Below are 20,201 nucleotides of genomic sequence, written 5' to 3' on the forward strand. Positions count from 1 at the left end.
AACCAGCAGGCGGGGAAGACACGCGTGGAGTCTGGCGCGGACCGGGGGGCGGAGCGGCGGGCGTTCGGTGGATCCGGATCCACGGCGCGTCGTAGAGAGCGCAACCTCAACTCGCTGGCTTGGGGCGTGCTGGTCGTGGCCTGCCTCCTCTCCCTGTGGACCGGCCTGATCACCTGGCGACAGGCGCGCGACCACGCGCGTGCGCAGTTCGACGCACGTGCGGATGCCGTGGCCACCGCGGTCGCCACCCACATGAATGCCTACGAAGACACCGTGCGCGCCGCCGCCGCAGTGCTGGAGGGGCGCCAGGATATCGACCAGGACAGCTTCTACGCCTTCGTCGAGAAACTGCAGGTGCCCACGCGCCAGTCCGGCGTGCACGGGCTCGGGTTCGCCCGCTACGTGCGTGCCGCCGAACGGGACGCCTATGTCGCCGCGCGCCGCGCGCACTACGGAGATGCGTTCGCGATCCATCCCGCAGGTGATCGCAGCGAATACGTGGTGATCGACCTGCTGTACCCCGACGCACCCGGCATGCGTCCGCTGCTGGGCAAGGACGTGATGGCGGAAACCGTGCGACGTGGCGCGATCGAATCCGCGCGCGATACAGGCGAACTCGCGGCCGCACCGCTGGTGGCGCTGGGCGACGCTTCCCGCGGCAGCACCGGCCTACCCGGCTTTCTACTGTATTCCCCTGTGTACGCCGACTCCGTGGCGGCACGCGAAAGCGTGGAGGCGCGGCGCTCGTCGCTACGCGGCTTCGCGACGGCCGGCTTCGGCTGGCAGCAGGTGATGGACGATGCCATCGGGCGTACCGACGGCGGCGAGTTCGACCTGCAACTCATCGCGCGCGATCACGGTGGCGAACCGATCTACCAGACCCGCGCGCTGCGCGACCGGCACGGCGAGGACTGGAAGCCTGCCTTCACCTCGCAGCGTGATCTGCGCCTGCTGGGCAGCCAATGGCAATTGGTGCTGCATTCCCCGCCGATTCGCGAAGCCCTGCCGGGACAGCTGCCTATCCTGATGCTTTCCCTGTGCGGCATCGGCCTAGGCGTACTCCTGTTCCTGCTGCTGCGCAGCCTGGCGCGTACGGAGCGCCGAAGTCGCGCCCTGCTGGATGCGGTCGCTGACCATCTCCCGGCGCTGATCGCCTACATCGACGCAGAGGGGCGTTACGGATTCGCGAACCGTGCCAGCCGCACGTGGTCCGGTGCGCGTGACGGCTGGAACGAACGGCACGTCGAGGACGTACACGCGGACGATCCGGCATTCCTTGCCTCGCTCAAGCGTGCGATGCACGATTGCACGGCCGAACATTGGATCGCCTGGGATGCGGAGATCGGCAAGCCCGCGCGCCCGGTGCACCTCTATCTCGTGCCCGATGTGGAGCGCAACCAGCGGATCGCCGGCTGGTACCTGATGGGCAACGACGTCAGCGAACAGCGTCAGGCCCATCGCGAACTGGCCATGGCGCGCGATCATCTCAAGCGCGTCACCGAGCGCCTGCCCGCCCTGATCGCGCAGTTCGACGCGAAGCACAGGCTCGTGTTCAACAACCGAGCTTGCGCAGAGCAGATCCGTTGGCATGCTCCGCTCCGCGTCGGCGCACACATGCGCGACCTGTTCGGCGAAGAAGCCTACACGCGCCGCCTGCCGCATATCGAGGCCGCACTCGCCGGGCGCGATGGCGATTTCGAAAGCAGCTTCAGCATGGTCGACGGCGTGCGTCGACTACACAGCTTCTACACGCCGGACGTCGACGAAGATGGCACGGTGTGCGGATTCTTCGTGATGGCGATCGATATCACCGAGAAGGCCCGCCTGGAACATGCGCTGCACACCGCGAACGAACTGGCCGAAGTGACACTGACCTCGATCAGCGAAGCCGTCATCACCGTGGATGTCGAAAGTCGTGTCACCTACATGAACCCCGCTGCTGAAGCGCTGAGTGGCTGGGGATTGGAGCAGGCGCTCGGCCAGCCGTTGGACCACATTGCGCCACTGGTCCGCGCGGAAGCCCCCGACGACGCAGATGCCGCCCACCCGCTCGCGCAGACCGGCGACCTGCAATTGGCGCGCCGCGATGGCTCCCGGATCCTCGTGGAGCGGTCGCTGTCGTCCATCCATGACCGCGACGAGCGTCTTGTCGGCAGCGTCATGGTCTTGCGCGACATTACCGAACCGCGCGCGCTCAGCTCGCGCATGACCTACCTGGCGCACCACGACGCGTTGACAGGTCTGCCGAACCGCCTGCAGCTCAACGAACGGCTGGGCCAGGCGATCACCCATGCCACCAACCACGGCAACGGCATCGCGGTGCTGTTCCTGGATTTGGATCTGTTCAAGCACGTCAACGATGCGCTCGGCCACCACACCGGCGACGAGCTACTGCAGCAGGTCGCGCGTCGCATCCAGCGCAACATCGGCAACCTCGGCACGATCTATCGTACGGGTGGCGACGAATTCGTCGTGTTGCTGCCGAACGTGGTGACGCGCGAGAACGTGCTGCAGGTCGCTGATCGCTTGCTGTCGCTCGGCGGCACGCCCTACACGGTCGCCTCGCATGAGCTGCATCAGGCTTTTAGCATCGGCATCAGCCTGTTCCCGGAAGACGGTTATGACGCCGCCACGCTGATGATGCGTGCCGATGCCGCGATGTACCTCGCCAAGCGCAACGGCCGCAACGCCACGCGTTTCTATACCCGCGAACTCGCCTCCAGCGTCGATGCGCGCATCGAGCTGGAGAACAGCCTGCGCCGCAGCCTGCGCAACGGGGACCTCTTCCTGCACTACCAGCCGCAGATCGACTGCCTTACCGGCCGCATCGTCGGCGTCGAAGGCCTCGCCCGCTGGCAGCGTGGCGATCGCCTGGTCATGCCGGGCGAGTTCCTGCCGATCGCGGAGGAGACGAACCTCATCGTCGACATCGACCAGTGGGCGATCCGCGCCGCCTGCCGGCAGAACCGCATCTGGCAACAGGCCGGTCTTCCGCCCATCCGGGTATCGGTGAATATCGCCGCGGCGAACTTCGATACCGACGACTTGGTCGACACGGTCGTTGGCGCACTGGAAGACAGCGGGCTCGCGGCCGAGTTCCTCGAACTTGAAGTGACCGAAACGACGCTGATGCGCGACGTGCAACGCACGGACCGTACGCTCCGCGCGCTGAAGGCGCTGGGCGTGCGCATCGCGATCGACGACTTCGGTACGGGCTTTTCCAGCCTGAGCTACCTGGGCAACTATGGCTTCAACGTACTGAAGATCGACCAGTCCTTCGTTCGCGATGTCTCGGAACCGAATCAGGCCGCGATCACGCGCGCGATCATCGGACTCGCGGACCAGTTGCAGTGCCGCACCATCGCGGAAGGCGTCGAGACTGCCGCGCAGGCGGCCTGGCTGGTCGCCAACGGCTGCGACGAACTGCAGGGAAATTACTTCAGTACGCCGGTTCCAGCGGCCGAGTTCGCGCGCATGTACGCGCGCGCCAAGACATGGAGTATCCCGCCGGCGCCGCATGCCGTGCCCACGCTCGGCGCGTGAACGAACGACTCAGCGCGTCGCCGGCGCAGCCACCTGGTTCTGCTTGCGCACGATGCACATCGCGATTTCCAGCGACTGCTCGTAGTTGAGGCGCGGATCGACCGTCGAGCGGTACGCGCGCTCCAGGTCAGCATCGGTCAGTTCGCGCGCACCGCCGGTGCACTCGGTGACGTCTTCACCGGTCAATTCCAGATGGACGCCGCCCAGCCGGGTGCCGGCTGCCGCATGCAGGTCGAAGGACTGCTCCACCTCGCTGCGCACGTTGTCGAAGCGCCGCGTCTTGAACCCGTTGCTCGTGCTTTCCGTGTTGCCGTGCATCGGATCGCAGACCCAGAGTACGCGACGGCCATCGCGACGCACCGCATCCAGCAGCGACGGCAGCTTCTCCGCGATCTGCGCGGCGCCCATCCGATGGATGAAGGTCAGGCGCCCCGCTTCGTCTTCCGGGTTCAACACGTCGATGAGACGCAGCAGCTGGTCCGGCGTGACCGACGGCCCCACCTTGATGGCGATGGGGTTGCGTACGCCACGCAGGTACTCCACATGCGCGCCATCCACCGCTGCCGTGCGCATGCCGATCCACGGGTAATGCGTACTGAGGTTGAACCAGCCCCACTGTCGCGGGACTTCGCGCGTCAGGGCTTCCTCATAAGGCAGCAGCAGCGCCTCGTGCGAGGTGTAGAAATCGATCCGGTTGAGGTTATGCACCTCGGAGCCCGACAGGGTCTCCATGAACCTCACTGCGTCACCGATCGAGGCGACCATGTGCTGGTACTCGTTCGCCAACGGCGAATAGCCTACCCAGTTGAGGTTCCAGTACTCGGGATGATGCAGGTCGGCGAAACCGCCGTCGATCAGCGCACGAACGAAGTTCATCGTCATCGCCGAGCGCGCATGCGCCTTGATCATGCGTCGCGGATCGGGCACGCGCGCTTCGGCCGTGAATTCGGGCGCGTTGACGACGTCGCCACGGTAGCTGGGCAGGGCTACGCCATCGCGCGTTTCCAGGTCGGCCGACCGTGGCTTCGCATACTGGCCGGCGAACCGACCCACCCGCACCACGGGTAGGCGCAGGCCGTGCACCAGCACCAGGCTCATCTGCAGCAGCACCTTGAGCCGGTTGGAGATGAGGCCGGATTCGCAATCGGAAAAGTTCTCCGCACAATCGCCGCCCTGCAGCAGGAAGCGCTTGCCTTCCTGCGCTTCGGCCAGCTGCTTCTTCAGTGCGAAGATCTCCCACGACGTCACCAACGGCGGCAACTGGCGCAGCTCGCCCAGCGCGGATTCCAACGCCCCGGCATCCGGGTAGGTCGGCATCTGCATCGCGGGACGCGCGCGCCAGCTGTCGGGCGCCCAGTTCGGGGGCAGGCTGACAGCGCGCAGCGGTCGCTCGGTAGGGTTCATGGCGGGACTCCTTGCGGCCCACCATCCTGACAGATTGGTGCGCCGCGTCAAATCAGCGGAAGGTCGAGATCTTGCGGGCGCGGGAACCGATCCACAGGGCCCAGATGGCGAGCAACACGAACCACACCAGGCTCCACATGGGCATGGTCAGGCCGAGGAAACTCCAGTCGACGGTGCTGCAGTCGCCCTTCGCGGACAGCACCTTCTGCACGACGCCCAGCCAGGTGTTCGTCTCGATCATGTAGTCCCAGCCTGGGCCACAGCTCGGCATCAGCGGCGGGAATACCTGCACCCAGACATGTCGTCCCGCGATGCCGATCCCTGTCGCTGCAGCGAGGAAGGCGAGCACGCCATACATCCTCCTGCCGCCGGAACGACGCGGCCCGTGCAGGGCGCCAAGCAGGAACATCACACCCGTCGCCGCGAAGGCCAGACGCTGGAAGATGCAGAACGGACACGGTTCCAGGTGCTGCACGAACTGCACATACAGCGCATACCCGAGCAGGCCCGCACAGATCGCAAAGCCGAGGAAGCACTGCGCGCGGAAACTCCAGCGGAGAGGATTCATCGTCACCGGTCGGATGGGGGTTGCCGCATTATCCACATGCGGACGCTCCCGCGTCACCTGCGACCGTTTGCCACGGCAGGCGAGACGGACCCCTGAAACGCAAAAACCCCGGCAAGGCCGGGGTCTTCGCGTGATGCAGGAGGCGGACCTTACTCGGTTGCCGCTTCCGGACGGTCCACCAGCTCGACGTACGCCATCGGGGCGTTGTCGCCGGCGCGGAAACCGCACTTCAGGATGCGCAGGTAGCCACCCGGACGCGACTGGTAGCGCGGGCCGAGGGTGGTGAACAGCGTACCGACGGCTTCCTTGTCGCGCAGGCGCGAGAAGGCGAGACGACGATTGGCGACGCCATCGATCTTGCCGAGGGTGATCAGCGGCTCTGCGACGCGACGCAGTTCCTTGGCCTTCGGCAGGGTGGTCTTGATCAGGCCGTGCTTGATGAGCGAGGCGGCCATGTTGCGGAACATCGCTTCGCGATGGGCGCTGGTGCGGCTGAACTTGCGGCCGGCTTTCTGGTGGCGCATGGGTTGGATTCCTAAAGAAGAGTGGGACGTTGGACTTCGCTGTCGCCATCCAGGCGGTGGAACAGTGGACTGCGGGTGGTCCGAACCGGCCATCCTTGACCGGAGCGTCGCGGGCCTTCAGGTCCGTCGACGAGGGTGTTGCAGCGAAGCTCCCGCGCGAGCGCGGGAGCTTCGTGTTGCTTCATCAGCCGAGCATGCCGTGCTGGGCGACACCGGCCGGCGGCCAGTTCTCCAGCTTCATACCCAGGGACAGGCCGCGCTGCGCCAGGACTTCCTTGATCTCGGTCAGCGACTTCTTGCCGAGGTTCGGGGTCTTGAGCAGTTCGACTTCCGTCTTCTGGATCAGGTCGCCGATGTAGTAGATGCTCTCGGCCTTCAGGCAGTTGGCCGAACGCACGGTCAGCTCCAGGTCGTCGATCGGGCGCAGCAGCACCGGATCCACGCCGCTGGCAGCCTGCTTCGGCGCGCCGCGGTCGCGGTGCGTGAAGTCACCGAACACCGACAGCTGGTCGCTGAGGATATCGGCGGCGGTGCGCACGGCTTCCTCGGCATCGATCGTGCCGTTGGTTTCGATGTCCAGGACCAGCTTGTCCAGGTCGGTACGCTGCTCGACGCGCGCGGCTTCCACCGCGTACGCGACGCGACGGACCGGCGAGAACGAAGCGTCCAGCACCAGGCGACCGATCGCACGGGTTTCTTCATCCGGACGACGACGGGCAGCGGCCGGCTGGTAGCCGAAACCACGCTCGATCTTCAAGCGCATGTTCAGCGCCGTGTCCTTGGTCAGGTTGCAGATGACCAGTTCCGGATTCAGGATCTCGACGTTGTGGTCGGTCTTGATATCGCCGGCGGTCACCACGCCCGGGCCCTGCTTGGCCAGGCTCAGGGTGGACGAATCGCCGGAGTGGATGCGGATGGCCACATCCTTCAGGTTCAACAGCACTTCCAGCACGTCTTCCTGCATGCCTTCGATGGTGCTGTATTCGTGCAGCACGCCATCGATCTCGACTTCGGTGATCGCGAAGCCGGGGATCGACGACAGCAGCACGCGGCGCAACGCATTGCCGAGCGTATGGCCGTAACCACGCTCCAGCGGTTCGATGACCACCTTCGCACGGTTGCCGGTCAGGCGCTCGATCTGCGGGCCGCGGGGGCGCAGCACTTGCTGAGTAATACCCGTCATGTTGCTTTGTCTCCTGCGGTCCCCCGGTCGCCCGGGGGTGCGTGAATGAATTACTTCGAGTACAACTCGACGATCAGCGCTTCGTTGATGTCGGCGGGCAGATCCGAACGCGCCGGAACCGCCTTGAACACGCCGCTGAACTTCTTCGCATCGACTTCGACCCACGACGGGTTCAGGTCGAGCTGCTCGGCGACCGTCAGCGACTCCTGCACGCGGAGCTGCTTCTGTGCCTTCTCCGACAGCGCAATCGCGTCACCGGCCTTGATCTGGTACGAAGGCAGGTTGACCGGCTTGCCGTTGACCAGCACGCCACGGTGCGAGACCAACTGGCGAGCGGCCGGACGGGTCACGGCGAAGCCCATGCGGTAGATGACGTTGTCGAGGCGGGTTTCCAGCAACTGCAGCAGGTTCTCGCCGGTGTTGCCCTTCTTGGTCGAGGCCTTCTTGTAGTAGTTGCGGAACTGGCGCTCCAGCAGACCGTAGATACGCTTGACCTTCTGCTTCTCGCGCAGCTGGGTGGCGTAGTCGGACAGCTTGCCCTTGCGGGCGGTGGCGCCGTGCTGGCCGGGCTTCTGCTCCAGCTTGCACTTCGAGTCCAGCGCACGGGCCGGGCTCTTGAGCGACAGGTCGGCGCCTTCGCGGCGCGCGAGCTTACAGGTAGGACCGATATAACGAGCCATTTCTTATCGCCCCCTTAGACGCGACGCTTTTTCGGCGGACGGCACCCGTTGTGCGGGATCGGCGTCACGTCGATGATGTTGGTGATCTTGTAGCCCACGTTGTTCAGCGAACGCACGGCCGACTCACGACCCGGACCCGGGCCCTTGATGCGGACTTCCAGCGACTTCACGCCGTAGTCCAGAGCTGCACGGCCGGCCTTTTCGGCAGCGACCTGCGCCGCGAACGGCGTGGACTTGCGGGAACCGCGGAAACCGGCACCACCCGAGGTCGCCCAGGAAAGCGCATTGCCCTGGCGGTCGGTGATGGTGACGATGGTGTTGTTGAAAGAAGCGTGGACGTGGGCGACGCCATCGGTGATGACGCGCTTGATCTTCTTCTTGACTTTGGCAGCAGCTGGCTTGGCCATGATGGTCGCCCCTTACTTCTTGATGGCTTTGCGCGGACCCTTGCGGGTACGGGCGTTGGTACGGGTGCGCTGGCCACGCAGCGGCAGGCCGCGACGGTGGCGCAGGCCGCGGTAGCATCCCAGGTCCATCAGGCGCTTGATGGCGATGCCGACTTCACGGCGCAGGTCGCCTTCGACCACGTACTTGCCGACTTCGGCGCGCAGGCGCTCGACTTCCGGCTCCGACAGGTCGCGGATCTTGGTGGTCGAGACGACGCCAGCGGCTTCGCAGACCTTCTTGGAACGGGTACGGCCAATGCCGTAGATGCTTTGCAAACCGACCCAGACATGCTTCTGGGCAGGCAGGTTGACACCTGCAATACGCGCCATGACGCGGTTCTCCAACTGTGAGTATTGGCCCGTGTACGGTCATCCCGGGCGGGATTCGCGCAGACAGGCGGAGTGAACTGGAAAGTGTAGCAAGATCCGGGGTTCCTTGGAAGTCCGTGCCGGCAAAGCCGGCCGCAGACCCGGCATGGGGAGTGTGCCCATGCTCCGGCGCCGGAACCGGCCTGGTGCGGGACGGGGGTTGCCCCTCGCCCTGCCCCGCCCGCGCTACTCTGGCGCAGGGACTGGCTGGTTCTCACCCCCGCGCCGGATCGCCGCGGAGGCCGCCCATCTAAGTCAGCCGGCCGCGAAGGGCCGGACTGGTGCGGGAAGACCCGCGATTATACGTCAGCCACGGGGGGCAAGACCGCCCCGCGAACCACCCTTCAAATTGGCCTTCTTCAGCAGGCTCTCGTACTGGTGGGACATCAGGTGCGCCTGGATCTGCGCAATGAAATCCATCACCACCACCACCACGATCAGCAACGAGGTGCCGCCGAAGTAGAACGAGGTGCCCAACTGCGTGCGCATCACTTCCGGCAGCAGGCAGACCGCGACCAGGTACAGCGAACCGATCGCTGTCAGTCGGGTCAGCACGCCGTCGACATAGTCGGCGGTGGCCTTGCCCGGACGGATACCCGGGATGAGCGCACCGGACTTCTTCAGGTTCTCCGCGGTTTCCTGGGAGTTGAATACCAGGGCCGTGTAGAAGAACGCGAAGCCGATGATCATCGCCGCGAACACGATCATGTGAAGCGGCTCGCCCGGGGCCAGCGCGTTGGAAATACGCTGCAACCACGTGGCGGCACCGGTGCCCTGGCCGGACCACATCGCCAGCGTGGCCGGGAAGGCCAGGATGCTGGAGGCGAAGATCGGCGGGATCACGCCGGCCATGTTGAGCTTCAGCGGCAGGAACGACGTCTGGTTCATGTACGCGTTGCGGCCACCCTGGCGGCGCGCGTAGTTCACCGTGATGCGCCGCTGTCCGCGCTCGACGAACACGACCAGGAACGTAAAGCCGAGCACCACCAACGCGATCACCAGCAGCGAGATGAAGCTCAGCGTGCCGTCGCGGAACGCGCCGACGGTCTGGATGACCGCGCCGGGCAGGCCCGCCACGATACCGGCAAAGATGATCAGCGAAACACCGTTGCCGATGCCGCGCTCGGTCACCTGCTCGCCCAGCCACATCAGGAAGATGGTCCCTGCGGTCAGCGCGACGACAGCGGTCAGCACGAAGCCCATGCCAGGCGCGTACACCACCGGCATGCCGCCCGGGGCGACCTGGTTCTGCAGCGCGGTGGCGATGCTGCCGCCCTGCACGACCGCCAGCAGCACGGCGCCGATGCGCGAGTACTGGGTGATCTTGCGGCGACCGGACTCGCCTTCCTTCTGCAGCGCCTTCAGGCTCGGGAAGATGTGCACGCCCAACTGCATCACGATCGACGCCGAGATGTAGGGCATGACGTTGAGCGCGAAGATGCTGAAACGGTGCAGGGCGCCGCCCGAGAACATGTTGAACATGTCCACGATGCCGCCGCCCTGCGCCTGCATCATCGCAAGCATGGCATCGGGATTGACGCCCGGCACCGGCACGAAACAGCCGATCCGGTAGACGATCAGCGCGCCCAGCACGAACAGCAGGCGCTGGCGGAGTTCGGTGAACTTGCCTGCGCCTGCCAGCGCACTGGCGGCATTACCCTGCGCCATGCGTCCGTTACTCCTGCACGCTGCCGCCGGCAGCCTCAATGGCGGCCTTGGCGCCGGCCGTGGCGGCCACGCCCTTCAGCACGAACTTCTTGGTGAGTTCGCCCTTCTTGACGATCTTGGCGCGCTTGGCGGTGCTGGGCACCAGCTTGGCGGCACGCAGCGCGGCGAAGTCGATCTCGCCGGCTTCCAGCTTGTCCAGCTGGTACGACAGCACTTCGGCGCAATCCAGCTTCAGCTTGGAGCGGAAGCCGACCTTCGGCAGGCGCTTGATCAGCGGCATCTGGCCGCCTTCGAACTTCGCCTTGATCTTGCCCTTGCCGGCGCGCGCGAACGAACCCTTGTGGCCACGACCAGCGGTCTTGCCCAGGCCGGAACCGATACCGCGACCGACGCGCGTGCGTTCGGTGCGGGCGCCCTCGGCGGGCTTCAGTGTGTTGAGACGCATGTTGATTACTCCTCGACCTTGACGAGGTAGTGGACCTTGGCGATCAGACCGCGCACCTGCGGGCTGTCCTTCAGTTCACGCACATCGTTGAGCTTGTTCAGGCCCAGCGCCTTCACCGACAGGCGGTGACGCGACTGGGAACCACGCAGGCCGCGCACCAGGCGCACCTTGACGGTCTTGTTGGACTCGTTAGCCATTGAGGAGTTCCTCCACCTTCTTGCCGCGCTTGGCCGCGATGCGGGTCGGCGACTGCATGTCGCTCAGGCCCTTCAGCGTGGCGCGGACCAGGTTGATCGGGTTACGCGAACCAACGGCCTTGGCCAGCACGTTCTTCACGCCGACCGCTTCCAGCACAGCGCGCATGGCGCCGCCGGCGATGACGCCCGTACCTTCCGAGGCGGGCTGCATGAACACGCGCGCCGCGCCGTGGCCGGCCTTGACCGGGTGCCACAAGGTGCCGTTGTTCAGATCGACGTTCAGCATGCCCTTCCGGGCATATTCCATCGACTTCTGGATGGCGACCGGCACTTCGCGCGCCTTGCCGTAGCCGAAACCGATCTTTCCGTTGCCGTCACCCACCACCGTCAGTGCGGTGAAGGTGAACTGGCGACCGCCCTTGACGGTCTTGCTGACGCGGTTGACCGCGACCAGCTTCTCGATCATGCCGTCGTCGACTTTCTCTTCGCGGTTGCGGTCGCGATCGCGACCCCGCGGCTGACGTTCTTCTGCCATTGCTTGAATTCCTTGGTTGATGAGGTATGTACGGCTTGGCCGCTTATGGTTGTGGTGTGGAGCGGTGGAGCCACGGTCGCCACAGAAGGGCGACCGCGCCCGGCGCTACCTGCGCCGGCAGGGCAAGGCATGGGGTCGCCCCCATGCCTTTCAAGCTTAGAACTGCAGGCCGCCTTCGCGGGCTGCGTCGGCCAGCGCCTTGATGCGACCGTGGTAGCGGTAGCCCGAGCGGTCGAACGCGACCTTCTCGATGCCCGCAGCCTTGGCGCGCTCGGCGATGATCGAACCGACGCGGGCGGCCGCGTCGCTGTTCTTGCCGTTCTTCAGGCCATCCTTCACGTCGGCCTGCAGCGTGTTCGCCGACGCGATCACCTTGGCGCCGTCGGCGGTGAACAGCTGGGCGTAGATGTGCTGACCGGTGCGCAGCACCGACAGGCGCGGCACGCCGAGCTCTCGGATGTGCGCGCGGGTCGACTTGGCGCGGCGCAGGCGGGCGGTGTTCTTGATGCTCATGATCTGGTTCCTCGAAGCCGAAAGCCCTGTTAGGCCTTCTTCGCTTCCTTGCGGATGATGGTTTCGTCGGAGTACTTCACGCCCTTGCCCTTGTAGGGTTCCGGCGGACGGAAACCGCGGATCTTGGCGGCGACTTCACCAACGCGCTGCTTGTCGGCGCCCTGGACCAGGATTTCGGTCTGGGTCGGGGTGACGATGGTGATGCCTTCCGGGGTCTTGAACAGCACCGGATGCGAGAAACCCAGCGACAGGTTCAGGTCCTTGCCCTGCATCGCGGCGCGGTAACCCACGCCGACCAGCTCGAGCTTGCGCTCGAAGCCTTCCGACACGCCCTTGACCATGTTGGCCAGGATCGCGCGGATGGTGCCGGTGAGGGCGTCGTCGGCCGGGGTCACCGGCGACAGGTTCGCCACACCATTGTCGATGTTGAGATCGACGCCGGCCGGCTTGGCGATGGACAGGGTGCCCTTCGGGCCCTTGACGTTGAGGGTCTCGCCCTGGACGGTCAGTTCGACGCCCTTCGGGAGATTGATCGGCTTCTTGGCTACGCGGGACATGTGTGGGCTCCTTCGCTTAGGCCACGAAGCACAGGACTTCGCCACCGACGCCGGCCGCACGGGCCTGCGCATCGGTCATGATGCCCTTCGAGGTGGAGATGATGGCGACGCCCAGGCCACCGAGGACCTTCGGCAGTTCAGCCTTGCCACGGTACTGGCGCAGGCCCGAACGGGACACGCGGCTCAGCTTCTCGATGACCGGCTTGCCTTCGAAATACTTCAGGACGATCTCGAGCTCGGCCTTGTTGTTCTCGGTCTTCGTCACGCGGACGTCGCCGATATAGCCTTCCGCCTTCAGGACGTTGGCGATCGAGGTCTTGATCTTGGAGGACGGCATCTTCACCGTCTGCTTGCCAACAGCGGCGGCATTGCGAATGCGCACCAGCATGTCGGCGATGGGATCAGTCATGCTCATTAGAGTCTGCCTTATGAGTAGCACCGATATCCGCTTTCGCGAAAATCTAGGTTGTGCCTGGACACCCCCAGGTAGGGTGGCGGGTCGACCGCCCTCCCCGGCCAAAGCCATGGGAGCCGAATATTGTACAGCAACAAGTCCGGCATGTGCCGGACTTGTCCTCCACCTCCGTGCGACCCCTTGAAGGTGTCGCCAGGAGCTGCTGTTACCAGCTGGCCTTGCGCAGGCCCGGCACGTCGCCGTTCATCGTCGCCTTGCGCAGCATGTTGCGGCCGAGGCCGAACTTGCGGTACACGCCACGCGAACGACCGGACAGCTCGCAGCGGTTGCGCTGGCGGCTCGGCGACGAGTCGCGCGGCAGCTTCTGCAGCTTGGTCACCGCGTCGATCTTGTCTTCGTACGACGCGTCCTGGCTGGAGATGATCTTCTTCAGCGCTTCACGCTTGGCGGCGTACTGCTTGGCCAGCTTTTCCCGCTTGATGTCGCGGTTGACCATCGAGGTCTTTGCCATGATGTCTTTTTCCTAGCGAATCAGTTGCGGAACGGGAACTTGAACGCTTCGAGCAGCGCCTTTGCTTCGGCGTCGTTCTTGGCGGTGGTCGTGATGGCGATATCCATGCCGCGGATCGCGTCGACGGCGTCGAAATCGATTTCCGGGAAGATGATCTGTTCCTTCACGCCCATGTTGTAGTTGCCGCGGCCGTCGAACGAACGGCCGGACACGCCACGGAAGTCGCGGACGCGCGGCAGCGAGATGCTGATCAGGCGATCCAGGAATTCGTACATCTTGGCGCGACGCAGGGTGACCTTGCAGCCGATCGGCCAACCATCGCGGATCTTGAACGAAGCCACCGACACGCGGGACTTGGTCGTGATCGGCTTCTGGCCGGTGATCTTGGCCAGGTCGGCCACGGCGTTTTCCAGGATCTTCTTGTTGGTCGCCGCTTCACCCACACCCATGTTGATGGTGATCTTGGTGATCTTCGGCACTTCCATCGGATTGGTGTAGCCGAACTTCTTCATCAGAGCCGGCGCCACTTCTTCCTTGTAGATTTTTTCGAGACGGGTGGTCATGTCCTCATTCCTCAGGCGTCGAGCGCCTCACCGCTGGAGCGGAACACACGCAGTTTGCGTCCATCCTCCAGCACCTTGAAACCGATACGCTCGCCCTTGCCCGTCGCCGGGTTGAACAGCGCGACATTGGAGATGTGGATCGAGCGCTCGCTCTCCACCACGCCACCCGCGACACCGGCTTGCGGGTTCGGCTTGGTGTGGCGCTTGACGACATTGACGTTGGAGACGACCACGCGGTCGCCATCAACGCGCACCACGTCGCCCTTCTTGCCCTTGTCCTTGCCGGTGATAACGACGACCTGGTCGCCCTTCTTGATACGGTTAGCCATTTCTATGTCCTCCGCTCAGAGCACTTCAGGCGCGAGCGAAACGATCTTCATGAACTTCTCGGAACGCAGCTCGCGGGTCACGGGCCCGAAGATGCGGGTACCGATCGGCTCCTGCTTGTTGTTGAGCAGCACGGCAGCGTTGCCATCGAAGCGGATCAGCGAACCGTCGGGACGGCGAACGCCCTTGCGGGTACGCACGACCACGGCGTCGTAGACTTCGCCCTTCTTGACCTTGCCGCGCGGGATGGCGTCCTTGACGGTCACCTTGATGATGTCGCCGATGCCGGCGTAACGGCGCTTCGAGCCGCCCAGCACCTTGATGCACATCAGTTCCTTGGCGCCGGAGTTGTCGGCCGCGTCAAGGTAGCTCTGCATCTGGATCATGATTCAGATCTCCTTTTATTCAGCCGCGCGGGTGATGATTTCCACCACACGCCAGTTCTTGGTCTTGGACATCGGGGCGATCTCGGTCACGCGCACCACGTCGCCTTCCTTACAGCTGTTGTCCGCGTCGTGCGCGTGCAGCTTCGTGGAACGCTTGATGTACTTGCCGTACAGGGCGTGCTTGACCTGACGCTCCACCAGGACGGTGACCGTCTTGTCCATCTTGTTGCTGACGACGCGGCCTTCGATGGTGCGTTGCGCTTTGTCTTTGTTATCGCTCATCTTGGTCGCTCCTTACTTCTGGCTGCCCAGCAGGGTCTTGACGCGAGCGATCTCGCGGCGGACCCGACGGGTTTCATGCGTCTTCGGCAGCTGGCCGGTCACCTTCTGCATGCGCAGGGAGAATTGCTCCTTGCGCAGCTCGGTCAGGTGGGCCTTCAGCTCGTCAGCCGATTTCTCGCGGAGTTGCTTGAGTTCCATTAGCGCACCGTCCGGGTCACGAAAGTGGTGGTGACCGACAGCTTGGCAGCGGCCAGGCGGAACGCCTCGCGCGCGATGTCCTCACTGACGCCTTCGATTTCATAGATCATGCGGCCCGGCTGGATCTGGGCGACCCAGTATTCGACGTTGCCCTTACCCGAACCCATTCGGACTTCGATGGGCTTCTTGGTGATCGGCTTGTCGGGGAACACACGGATCCACATCTTGCCGCCGCGCTTGACGTAGCGGCTGATCGAGCGGCGGGCCGCTTCGATCTGGCGCGCGGTCAGCTGACCGTGCGCCGTGGCCTTCAGGCCGTACTCGCCGAAACTGACGAGGTTACCGTTCCAGCTCAGGCCTTCGTTCCGGCCCTTGTGCATCTTGCGGTATTTGGTTCGCTTGGGTTGCAACATGATTGATTACCTCGCGTCGCGGTCACGAGCCGGGCGCGACGGACGTTCGCTGCGCTCGGGGCGCGCGTCGTCCTGCTTCTCCTGACCCACCTGGCTGAAATCGAAGATTTCGCCCTTGTAGACCCACACCTTGATGCCGATGATGCCGTAGGTGGTCTTCGCCTCGGCAAAACCGTAATCGATGTCGGCACGCAGCGTGTGCAGCGGCACGCGGCCTTCGCGGTACCACTCCGAACGGGCGATTTCCGCACCGTTGAGGCGGCCAGCCACGTTGACCTTGATGCCCAGGGCGCCGAGGCGCATCGCATTGCCCACGGCGCGCTTCATCGCGCGACGGAACATGATGCGGCGCTCCAGCTGCTGCGCGATCGACTCGGCCACCAGCTGGGCGTCCAGCTCGGGCTTGCGCACTTCGGTGACGTTGATGTGCGCCGGGACGCCCATCAGGTCGCTCACTTCCTTGCGCAGCTTCTCGATGTCCTCACCGCGCTTGCCGATCACCACGCCCGGACGGGCGGTGTGGATGGTCACGCGCGCTGTCTTGGCCGGACGCTCGATCAGGATCTTGGAGATACCGGCCTGGGCCAGCTTCTTGCGAAGCATCTCGCGCACCTTGAGGTCCGCGGCCAGGTAGTCGGCGTAGTCGCGCTTGTTGGCGAACCACTTGGAATTCCAGTCCTTGGCGATGCCCAGGCGGATGCCGGTCGGATGAACTTTGTGACCCATACTTATTTGCCCTCGCCCACGACCACAGTGATGTGGCTGGTGCGCTTAAGAATGCGGGTACCACGACCCTTGGCACGGGCCATGAAACGCTTCAGCACCGGACCTTCGTCGACCATGATGGTCTTGACCTTCAGCTCGTCGACGTCGGCGCCCTGGTTGTTCTCGGCGTTGGCGATGGCGGACTCCACGACCTTCTTGATCAGGTGGGCAGCCTTCTTGTCCGAGAACTTCAGCAGGTTGACGGCGCGTTCGGCCGGCAGGCCGCGCACCTGGTCAGCGACCAGGCGGGCTTTCTGGGGGGAGATGCGCGCGGTGCGCAGGATGGCTTTCGCTTCCATGGTCATCTCTCCTTACTTCTTGCCGCCGGCTTTCTTGTCGCCACCGTGACCCTTGAAGGTACGGGTGACGGCAAACTCGCCGAGCTTGTGGCCGACCATGTTCTCGTTAACCAGCACGGGAACGTGGTTCTTGCCATTGTGGATGGCGATCGTGAAGCCCACCATTTCCGGCAGGATCATCGAACGGCGCGACCAGGTCTTGATCGGCTTCTTGCTGCCGCCCGCGGCCTCCACCTTCTTGACGAGGTGGTGATCGACGAACGGGCCCTTCTTGAGTGAACGTGCCATGGTCGATTAGCCCCTACGATCGCGGACGATGAATTGCTGCGTGCGCTTGTTCTTGCGCGTCTTGTAACCCTTGGTCGGCACACCCCACGGGGTGACCGGATGCGGGTTGCCCTGGCCGGCCTTCGCCTCACCACCACCGTGCGGGTGGTCGACGGGGTTCATGGCCGCACCGCGGACGGTCGGCTTGACACCGCGCCAGCGCTTGGCGCCAGCCTTGCCGAGCTTCTCCAGGCTGTGCTCGTCGTTGCCGACTTCGCCCACCGTGGCGCGGCACTCGACCTGCACCTTGCGCATTTCGCCGGAGCGAAGACGCAGCGTGGCGAAACCCTGCTCGCGAGCGACCAGCTGCACGGCGGCGCCAGCGGCGCGGGCGATCTGCGCGCCCTTGCCGGGCTTCAGTTCGATGCCGTGGACGGTCGTACCGACCGGGATGTTGCGCAGCGGCAGCGTGTTGCCGGCCTTGATCGGCGCATCGCTACCGGCGATGACCTGGTCACCGGCCTTCAGGCCCTTGGGGGCGATGATGTAACGACGCTCACCATCGACGTAGCACAGCAGCGCGATGTGCGCGGTGCGGTTGGGATCGTATTCGATCCGCTCCACGCGCGCCGGAATGCCTTCCTTGTCGCGCTTGAAGTCGATGATGCGGTAATGCTGCTTGTGACCACCGCCGATGTGGCGGGTGGTGATGCGACCGTGATGGTTGCGACCGCCGGTCTTGCTCTGCTTTTCCAGCAGCGCAGCATGCGGAGCACCCTTGTGCAGGTCGGGCGTCACCACGCGGACCGCCGAACGGCGACCGGGGGAGGTGGGCTTGAATTTCATCAATGGCATGTGGGTCTACCTCAGGCCTTGGCCGACACGTCGATGGCCTGACCATCGGCCAGACGCACGTACGCCTTGCGCCAGTCGCCGCGGCGGCCGGCGCGGTTACGGAAGGACTTGTTCTTGCCCTTCACGTTGACCACGTTGACCGTCTCGACCTTGACGTCGAACAGCTGCTCGACCGCGGCCTTGACATCGGCCTTGGTGGCATCGTTCGAGACTTCGAAGACGTATTGGTTGGAGAGTTCCTGCAGGCGCACGGTCTTTTCGGAGACGCGCGGAGCACGCAGCACGGCAAAAATCTTTTCGTTGCTGATCATGCCAGCCACTCCTCGATCTTCTTGACGGCGTCGGCCGTGATCAGCACGGAGTCGGCACCGACCAGCGCTGCCGGATCCAGGCCCTGCACGTCGCGCACTTCCACGTAGGGAAGGTTGCGGGCGGACAGGTACAGGTGCTCGGAGGCATCCTCGGTGACGATCAGCGGACGCTGACCCAGGTCCAGGCCCTTCAGCTTCTCGATCAGGGCGCTGGTCTTGGTGGCGTCCACGTCGAACGCTTCCACGACCTTCAGGCGGTTCTGGCGGTTCAGCTCGGACAGGATGGAGCTGATGGCCGCACGGTACATCTTGCGGTTGACCTTCTGCGCGAAGCTGCGCGGCTTCGCCGCGAAGGTCACGCCGCCGCCGACGAAGATCGGCGCGGTCAGGGCACCGTGACGAGCACCGCCACCCTTCTGCTTCTTGGACTTCTTGGTGGTGCCGTTGACTTCGGCGCGCGTCTTCTGCGCCTTGGTGCCGGCACGACCGGCGTTGCGGTAGGCAACGACGACCTGGTGGACCAGATCCTCGCTGAACTCTCGGCCGAACACGTCGTCGGAGACCGACAGCTTGTTGGCGCTACCTGTAATGGCTAGTTCCATGGTCGTTCTCCTCAACCCTTGCTCGCCGGACGCACGATCACGTCGCCACCCGGTGCACCCGGCACGGCGCCACGCACGGCGATGAGGCCGCGCTCAGCGTCCACGCGGACGACTTCCAGGTTCTGCGTGCTCTGCTGCACGGCACCCATGTGGCCGGACATCTTCTTGCCCGGGAACACGCGACCCGGCGTCTGGCGCTGACCGAGCGAACCCGGCGAGCGATGCGACAGCGAGTTACCGTGGGTGGCGTCACCCATGGTGAAGTTCCAGCGCTTGATGGTGCCCTGGAAGCCCTTACCCTTGGTCACGCCTTGGACGTCGACCTTCTGGCCGACTTCGAAGATGTCAGCCTTGATCTCGCCGCCAATGGCGAAATCGCCCAGCTTGTCGGCTTCGACGCGCAGCTCCCACAGGCCACGACCGGCTTCGACCTTGGCCTTGGCCAGGTGACCGGCGACCGGCTTGGTGATCAGCGAGGCGCGACGCGAACCCACGGCAACCTGCACGGCGCTGTAGCCGTCGGCTTCCGGGGTCTTGATCTGGGTGATGCGGTTCGGGGTGGCTTCGATCAGCGTCACCGGAATGGACTTGCCGTCCTCGGTGAACACTCGGGTCATGCCGGCCTTGCGACCGACGAGACCCAACGAATATTTCTTCGCGGTCATGGTCGTGGGCCTCAGGTCAGCTTGATCTGAACGTCGACGCCAGCAGCCAGTTCGAGCTTCATCAGCGCGTCCACGGTCTTGTCGTTGGGGTCGACGATGTCGAGCACGCGCTTGTGCGTGCGGGTCTCGTACTGGTCGCGCGCGTCCTTGTCGACGTGCGGGGAAACCAGGATGGTGTAGCGCTCGATCTTGGTCGGCAGCGGGATCGGGCCGCGCACTTGCGCGCCGGTCCGCTTGGCCGTCTCGACGATCTCGCTGGCCGAGCGGTCGATCAAACGATGATCGTACGCCTTGAGCCGGATTCGGATCTTTTGGTCCGCCATGACGGAAATTTCCTTCGTTAAAGAGCGACGGGCGCGGCCTCTGGGATGCCTTGCCCCGGTTAGTCCAAGCTGATCCAGCTCCCCACCACCCGCGAGTGCTCCACGGACGGAAAGCGCCTGAATCGGCTGGGGATTCTTCCTGAAAAACAAGGCAGGCCGGTAAACCGGCCCGCCCAGACATGAAAGTATAGGACGCGTGACATATCCCGTCAACCACCGGGACGCCCTGCCCGGCCCAAGGCCTGCAGGATGGCACGCGACACTCCGTGTCTGGCGAACACGAGGCGCTTCCTGCACCTCTTTTCGCGGTAGGCCGGCCTCCTCCCAGGGGGCGCCGGCGGGTATTGCGATCCTGAATAGCGGGTCGCTATTCGGGGGCCGGCATTG

Annotated in this window: 30 protein-coding genes; 1 reads left to right on the forward strand and 29 read right to left on the reverse strand. The window is 64.6% G+C overall.

What is annotated here, in order from left to right:
* The first annotated feature begins 135 nt into the window (after positions 1–135).
* Entirely contained in the window at positions 136–3,543 is a 3,408-nt protein-coding gene (locus BM365_RS05575; protein ID WP_139227338.1) for a bifunctional diguanylate cyclase/phosphodiesterase, read from the forward strand.
* A 9-nt stretch (positions 3,544–3,552) separates the two neighbouring features.
* Here the strand turns inward: BM365_RS05575 and BM365_RS05580 are convergent, their stop codons facing one another.
* From BM365_RS05580 to rpsJ, 29 genes are all read right to left on the reverse strand, one after another.
* Entirely contained in the window at positions 3,553–4,947 is a 1,395-nt protein-coding gene (locus BM365_RS05580) for a class II 3-deoxy-7-phosphoheptulonate synthase (RefSeq protein ID WP_093487352.1), read from the reverse strand.
* A gap of 52 nt (positions 4,948–4,999) precedes the next feature.
* Positions 5,000–5,515 (reverse strand): disulfide bond formation protein B, encoded by a 516-nt coding sequence (locus BM365_RS05585; protein ID WP_093487354.1) that lies wholly within the window; start codon positions 5,513–5,515, stop codon positions 5,000–5,002.
* Positions 5,516–5,664: 149 nt separating this feature from the next.
* Positions 5,665–6,039 (reverse strand): 50S ribosomal protein L17, encoded by a 375-nt coding sequence (gene rplQ, locus BM365_RS05590; protein WP_093296373.1) that lies wholly within the window; start codon positions 6,037–6,039, stop codon positions 5,665–5,667.
* A 184-nt stretch (positions 6,040–6,223) separates the two neighbouring features.
* Positions 6,224–7,222: a DNA-directed RNA polymerase subunit alpha gene (gene rpoA / locus BM365_RS05595; protein WP_056878832.1), complete on the reverse strand. Its 999-nt coding sequence runs from the start codon at positions 7,220–7,222 to the stop codon at positions 6,224–6,226.
* A 50-nt stretch (positions 7,223–7,272) separates the two neighbouring features.
* On the reverse strand, positions 7,273–7,902 hold the full coding sequence (gene rpsD, locus BM365_RS05600) for a 30S ribosomal protein S4 (RefSeq protein ID WP_056878831.1): 630 nt from the start codon (positions 7,900–7,902) through the stop codon (positions 7,273–7,275).
* A gap of 14 nt (positions 7,903–7,916) precedes the next feature.
* On the reverse strand, positions 7,917–8,309 hold the full coding sequence (rpsK, locus tag BM365_RS05605) for a 30S ribosomal protein S11 (RefSeq protein WP_055941307.1): 393 nt from the start codon (positions 8,307–8,309) through the stop codon (positions 7,917–7,919).
* 12 nt (positions 8,310–8,321) lie between these two features.
* A complete protein-coding gene (gene rpsM, locus BM365_RS05610) occupies positions 8,322–8,678 on the reverse strand; it encodes a 30S ribosomal protein S13 (RefSeq protein ID WP_056878872.1) in 357 nt (118 codons plus the stop codon).
* Positions 8,679–9,023: 345 nt separating this feature from the next.
* A complete protein-coding gene (gene secY / locus BM365_RS05615; protein ID WP_093487356.1) occupies positions 9,024–10,385 on the reverse strand; it encodes a preprotein translocase subunit SecY in 1,362 nt (453 codons plus the stop codon).
* Between the two features lie 7 nt (positions 10,386–10,392).
* Positions 10,393–10,836 carry a 50S ribosomal protein L15 gene (gene rplO / locus BM365_RS05620; RefSeq protein WP_175502078.1) on the reverse strand — a complete coding sequence of 148 codons (444 nt, stop codon included), beginning with the start codon at positions 10,834–10,836 and terminating at the stop codon, positions 10,393–10,395.
* Positions 10,836–11,027, reverse strand: a complete 192-nt coding sequence (gene rpmD, locus BM365_RS05625; RefSeq protein ID WP_055941302.1) for a 50S ribosomal protein L30 — start codon at positions 11,025–11,027, stop codon at positions 10,836–10,838. Before rpmD ends, rplO begins: the two co-directional genes overlap by 1 nt.
* A complete protein-coding gene (gene rpsE / locus BM365_RS05630; RefSeq protein ID WP_055941300.1) occupies positions 11,020–11,562 on the reverse strand; it encodes a 30S ribosomal protein S5 in 543 nt (180 codons plus the stop codon). Before rpsE ends, rpmD begins: the two co-directional genes overlap by 8 nt.
* A gap of 156 nt (positions 11,563–11,718) precedes the next feature.
* Positions 11,719–12,075, reverse strand: a complete 357-nt coding sequence (gene rplR, locus BM365_RS05635) for a 50S ribosomal protein L18 (RefSeq protein WP_093487360.1) — start codon at positions 12,073–12,075, stop codon at positions 11,719–11,721.
* A gap of 29 nt (positions 12,076–12,104) precedes the next feature.
* Complete coding sequence (gene rplF / locus BM365_RS05640) at positions 12,105–12,632, reverse strand: 50S ribosomal protein L6 (protein ID WP_093487361.1); 528 nt, start codon at positions 12,630–12,632, stop codon at positions 12,105–12,107.
* Between the two features lie 16 nt (positions 12,633–12,648).
* Positions 12,649–13,047 (reverse strand): 30S ribosomal protein S8, encoded by a 399-nt coding sequence (gene rpsH, locus BM365_RS05645; RefSeq protein ID WP_056878826.1) that lies wholly within the window; start codon positions 13,045–13,047, stop codon positions 12,649–12,651.
* Positions 13,048–13,252: 205 nt separating this feature from the next.
* Positions 13,253–13,558: a 30S ribosomal protein S14 gene (gene rpsN, locus BM365_RS05650; RefSeq protein WP_093487363.1), complete on the reverse strand. Its 306-nt coding sequence runs from the start codon at positions 13,556–13,558 to the stop codon at positions 13,253–13,255.
* Positions 13,559–13,578: 20 nt separating this feature from the next.
* Positions 13,579–14,121: a 50S ribosomal protein L5 gene (gene rplE / locus BM365_RS05655; protein ID WP_055941290.1), complete on the reverse strand. Its 543-nt coding sequence runs from the start codon at positions 14,119–14,121 to the stop codon at positions 13,579–13,581.
* 11 nt (positions 14,122–14,132) lie between these two features.
* On the reverse strand, positions 14,133–14,450 hold the full coding sequence (gene rplX / locus BM365_RS05660) for a 50S ribosomal protein L24 (protein ID WP_056878824.1): 318 nt from the start codon (positions 14,448–14,450) through the stop codon (positions 14,133–14,135).
* A 15-nt stretch (positions 14,451–14,465) separates the two neighbouring features.
* Positions 14,466–14,834, reverse strand: a complete 369-nt coding sequence (rplN, locus tag BM365_RS05665; RefSeq protein ID WP_013535986.1) for a 50S ribosomal protein L14 — start codon at positions 14,832–14,834, stop codon at positions 14,466–14,468.
* A gap of 15 nt (positions 14,835–14,849) precedes the next feature.
* Complete coding sequence (rpsQ, locus tag BM365_RS05670) at positions 14,850–15,116, reverse strand: 30S ribosomal protein S17 (RefSeq protein ID WP_056878823.1); 267 nt, start codon at positions 15,114–15,116, stop codon at positions 14,850–14,852.
* Positions 15,117–15,128: 12 nt separating this feature from the next.
* On the reverse strand, positions 15,129–15,314 hold the full coding sequence (gene rpmC / locus BM365_RS05675; RefSeq protein ID WP_055941284.1) for a 50S ribosomal protein L29: 186 nt from the start codon (positions 15,312–15,314) through the stop codon (positions 15,129–15,131).
* Positions 15,314–15,727, reverse strand: a complete 414-nt coding sequence (gene rplP / locus BM365_RS05680; protein WP_056878822.1) for a 50S ribosomal protein L16 — start codon at positions 15,725–15,727, stop codon at positions 15,314–15,316. Before rplP ends, rpmC begins: the two co-directional genes overlap by 1 nt.
* Positions 15,728–15,733: 6 nt before the next feature.
* A complete protein-coding gene (gene rpsC / locus BM365_RS05685) occupies positions 15,734–16,453 on the reverse strand; it encodes a 30S ribosomal protein S3 (RefSeq protein WP_056878821.1) in 720 nt (239 codons plus the stop codon).
* A 2-nt stretch (positions 16,454–16,455) separates the two neighbouring features.
* Positions 16,456–16,791, reverse strand: coding sequence for a 50S ribosomal protein L22 (gene rplV, locus BM365_RS05690; protein WP_056878871.1), 336 nt, complete (start codon positions 16,789–16,791; stop codon positions 16,456–16,458).
* Between the two features lie 12 nt (positions 16,792–16,803).
* Positions 16,804–17,079, reverse strand: a complete 276-nt coding sequence (gene rpsS, locus BM365_RS05695) for a 30S ribosomal protein S19 (protein ID WP_055941277.1) — start codon at positions 17,077–17,079, stop codon at positions 16,804–16,806.
* Between the two features lie 6 nt (positions 17,080–17,085).
* On the reverse strand, positions 17,086–17,913 hold the full coding sequence (gene rplB, locus BM365_RS05700; protein WP_093487365.1) for a 50S ribosomal protein L2: 828 nt from the start codon (positions 17,911–17,913) through the stop codon (positions 17,086–17,088).
* 11 nt (positions 17,914–17,924) lie between these two features.
* Complete coding sequence (gene rplW / locus BM365_RS05705; protein ID WP_055941273.1) at positions 17,925–18,224, reverse strand: 50S ribosomal protein L23; 300 nt, start codon at positions 18,222–18,224, stop codon at positions 17,925–17,927.
* Positions 18,221–18,826 carry a 50S ribosomal protein L4 gene (gene rplD / locus BM365_RS05710; protein ID WP_093296344.1) on the reverse strand — a complete coding sequence of 202 codons (606 nt, stop codon included), beginning with the start codon at positions 18,824–18,826 and terminating at the stop codon, positions 18,221–18,223. The genes rplW and rplD overlap by 4 nt, the downstream gene beginning before the upstream one ends.
* 11 nt (positions 18,827–18,837) lie before the next feature.
* On the reverse strand, positions 18,838–19,491 hold the full coding sequence (gene rplC, locus BM365_RS05715; protein ID WP_093487367.1) for a 50S ribosomal protein L3: 654 nt from the start codon (positions 19,489–19,491) through the stop codon (positions 18,838–18,840).
* An 11-nt stretch (positions 19,492–19,502) separates the two neighbouring features.
* A complete protein-coding gene (gene rpsJ / locus BM365_RS05720) occupies positions 19,503–19,814 on the reverse strand; it encodes a 30S ribosomal protein S10 (RefSeq protein ID WP_027070119.1) in 312 nt (103 codons plus the stop codon).
* Positions 19,815–20,201: the final 387 nt, after the last annotated feature.

This window comes from Pseudoxanthomonas sp. YR558, assembly GCF_900116385.1.
Taxonomy (GTDB): domain Bacteria; phylum Pseudomonadota; class Gammaproteobacteria; order Xanthomonadales; family Xanthomonadaceae; genus Pseudoxanthomonas_A.

Bases quoted from the DNA above. Each gene is read 5' to 3' on its own strand.
- rplD (WP_093296344.1), bottom strand. From the start codon at position 18,826: ATGGAACTAGCCATTACAGGTAGCGCCAACAAGCTGTCGGTCTCCGAC.
- rplV (WP_056878871.1), bottom strand. From the start codon at position 16,791: ATGGAAGCGAAAGCCATCCTGCGCACCGCGCGCATCTCCCCCCAGAAA.
- rpmD (WP_055941302.1), bottom strand. From the start codon at position 11,027: ATGGCTAACGAGTCCAACAAGACCGTCAAGGTGCGCCTGGTGCGCGGC.
- BM365_RS05580 (WP_093487352.1), bottom strand. From the start codon at position 4,947: ATGAACCCTACCGAGCGACCGCTGCGCGCTGTCAGCCTGCCCCCGAAC.
- rpsJ (WP_027070119.1), bottom strand. From the start codon at position 19,814: ATGGCGGACCAAAAGATCCGAATCCGGCTCAAGGCGTACGATCATCGT.
- rpsM (WP_056878872.1), bottom strand. From the start codon at position 8,678: ATGGCGCGTATTGCAGGTGTCAACCTGCCTGCCCAGAAGCATGTCTGG.
- rpmC (WP_055941284.1), bottom strand. From the start codon at position 15,314: ATGGAACTCAAGCAACTCCGCGAGAAATCGGCTGACGAGCTGAAGGCC.
- rplE (WP_055941290.1), bottom strand. From the start codon at position 14,121: ATGACCACCCGTCTCGAAAAAATCTACAAGGAAGAAGTGGCGCCGGCT.
- rpoA (WP_056878832.1), bottom strand. From the start codon at position 7,222: ATGACGGGTATTACTCAGCAAGTGCTGCGCCCCCGCGGCCCGCAGATC.
- rplC (WP_093487367.1), bottom strand. From the start codon at position 19,491: ATGACCGCGAAGAAATATTCGTTGGGTCTCGTCGGTCGCAAGGCCGGC.
- rpsQ (WP_056878823.1), bottom strand. From the start codon at position 15,116: ATGAGCGATAACAAAGACAAAGCGCAACGCACCATCGAAGGCCGCGTC.
- BM365_RS05585 (WP_093487354.1), bottom strand. From the start codon at position 5,515: ATGAATCCTCTCCGCTGGAGTTTCCGCGCGCAGTGCTTCCTCGGCTTT.
- rpsE (WP_055941300.1), bottom strand. From the start codon at position 11,562: ATGGCAGAAGAACGTCAGCCGCGGGGTCGCGATCGCGACCGCAACCGC.
- rpsH (WP_056878826.1), bottom strand. From the start codon at position 13,047: ATGAGCATGACTGATCCCATCGCCGACATGCTGGTGCGCATTCGCAAT.
- rplN (WP_013535986.1), bottom strand. From the start codon at position 14,834: ATGATCCAGATGCAGAGCTACCTTGACGCGGCCGACAACTCCGGCGCC.
- rplQ (WP_093296373.1), bottom strand. From the start codon at position 6,039: ATGCGCCACCAGAAAGCCGGCCGCAAGTTCAGCCGCACCAGCGCCCAT.
- rplR (WP_093487360.1), bottom strand. From the start codon at position 12,075: ATGAGCATCAAGAACACCGCCCGCCTGCGCCGCGCCAAGTCGACCCGC.
- rpsC (WP_056878821.1), bottom strand. From the start codon at position 16,453: ATGGGTCACAAAGTTCATCCGACCGGCATCCGCCTGGGCATCGCCAAG.
- rplW (WP_055941273.1), bottom strand. From the start codon at position 18,224: ATGATCAGCAACGAAAAGATTTTTGCCGTGCTGCGTGCTCCGCGCGTC.
- secY (WP_093487356.1), bottom strand. From the start codon at position 10,385: ATGGCGCAGGGTAATGCCGCCAGTGCGCTGGCAGGCGCAGGCAAGTTC.
- rplX (WP_056878824.1), bottom strand. From the start codon at position 14,450: ATGGCTAACCGTATCAAGAAGGGCGACCAGGTCGTCGTTATCACCGGC.
- rplF (WP_093487361.1), bottom strand. From the start codon at position 12,632: ATGTCCCGCGTAGCCAAGAAGCCGATCAATCTCCCGAAGGGCGTCGAA.
- rplB (WP_093487365.1), bottom strand. From the start codon at position 17,913: ATGCCATTGATGAAATTCAAGCCCACCTCCCCCGGTCGCCGTTCGGCG.
- rplP (WP_056878822.1), bottom strand. From the start codon at position 15,727: ATGTTGCAACCCAAGCGAACCAAATACCGCAAGATGCACAAGGGCCGG.
- rpsS (WP_055941277.1), bottom strand. From the start codon at position 17,079: ATGGCACGTTCACTCAAGAAGGGCCCGTTCGTCGATCACCACCTCGTC.
- rpsN (WP_093487363.1), bottom strand. From the start codon at position 13,558: ATGGCAAAGACCTCGATGGTCAACCGCGACATCAAGCGGGAAAAGCTG.
- rpsK (WP_055941307.1), bottom strand. From the start codon at position 8,309: ATGGCCAAGCCAGCTGCTGCCAAAGTCAAGAAGAAGATCAAGCGCGTC.
- rpsD (WP_056878831.1), bottom strand. From the start codon at position 7,902: ATGGCTCGTTATATCGGTCCTACCTGTAAGCTCGCGCGCCGCGAAGGC.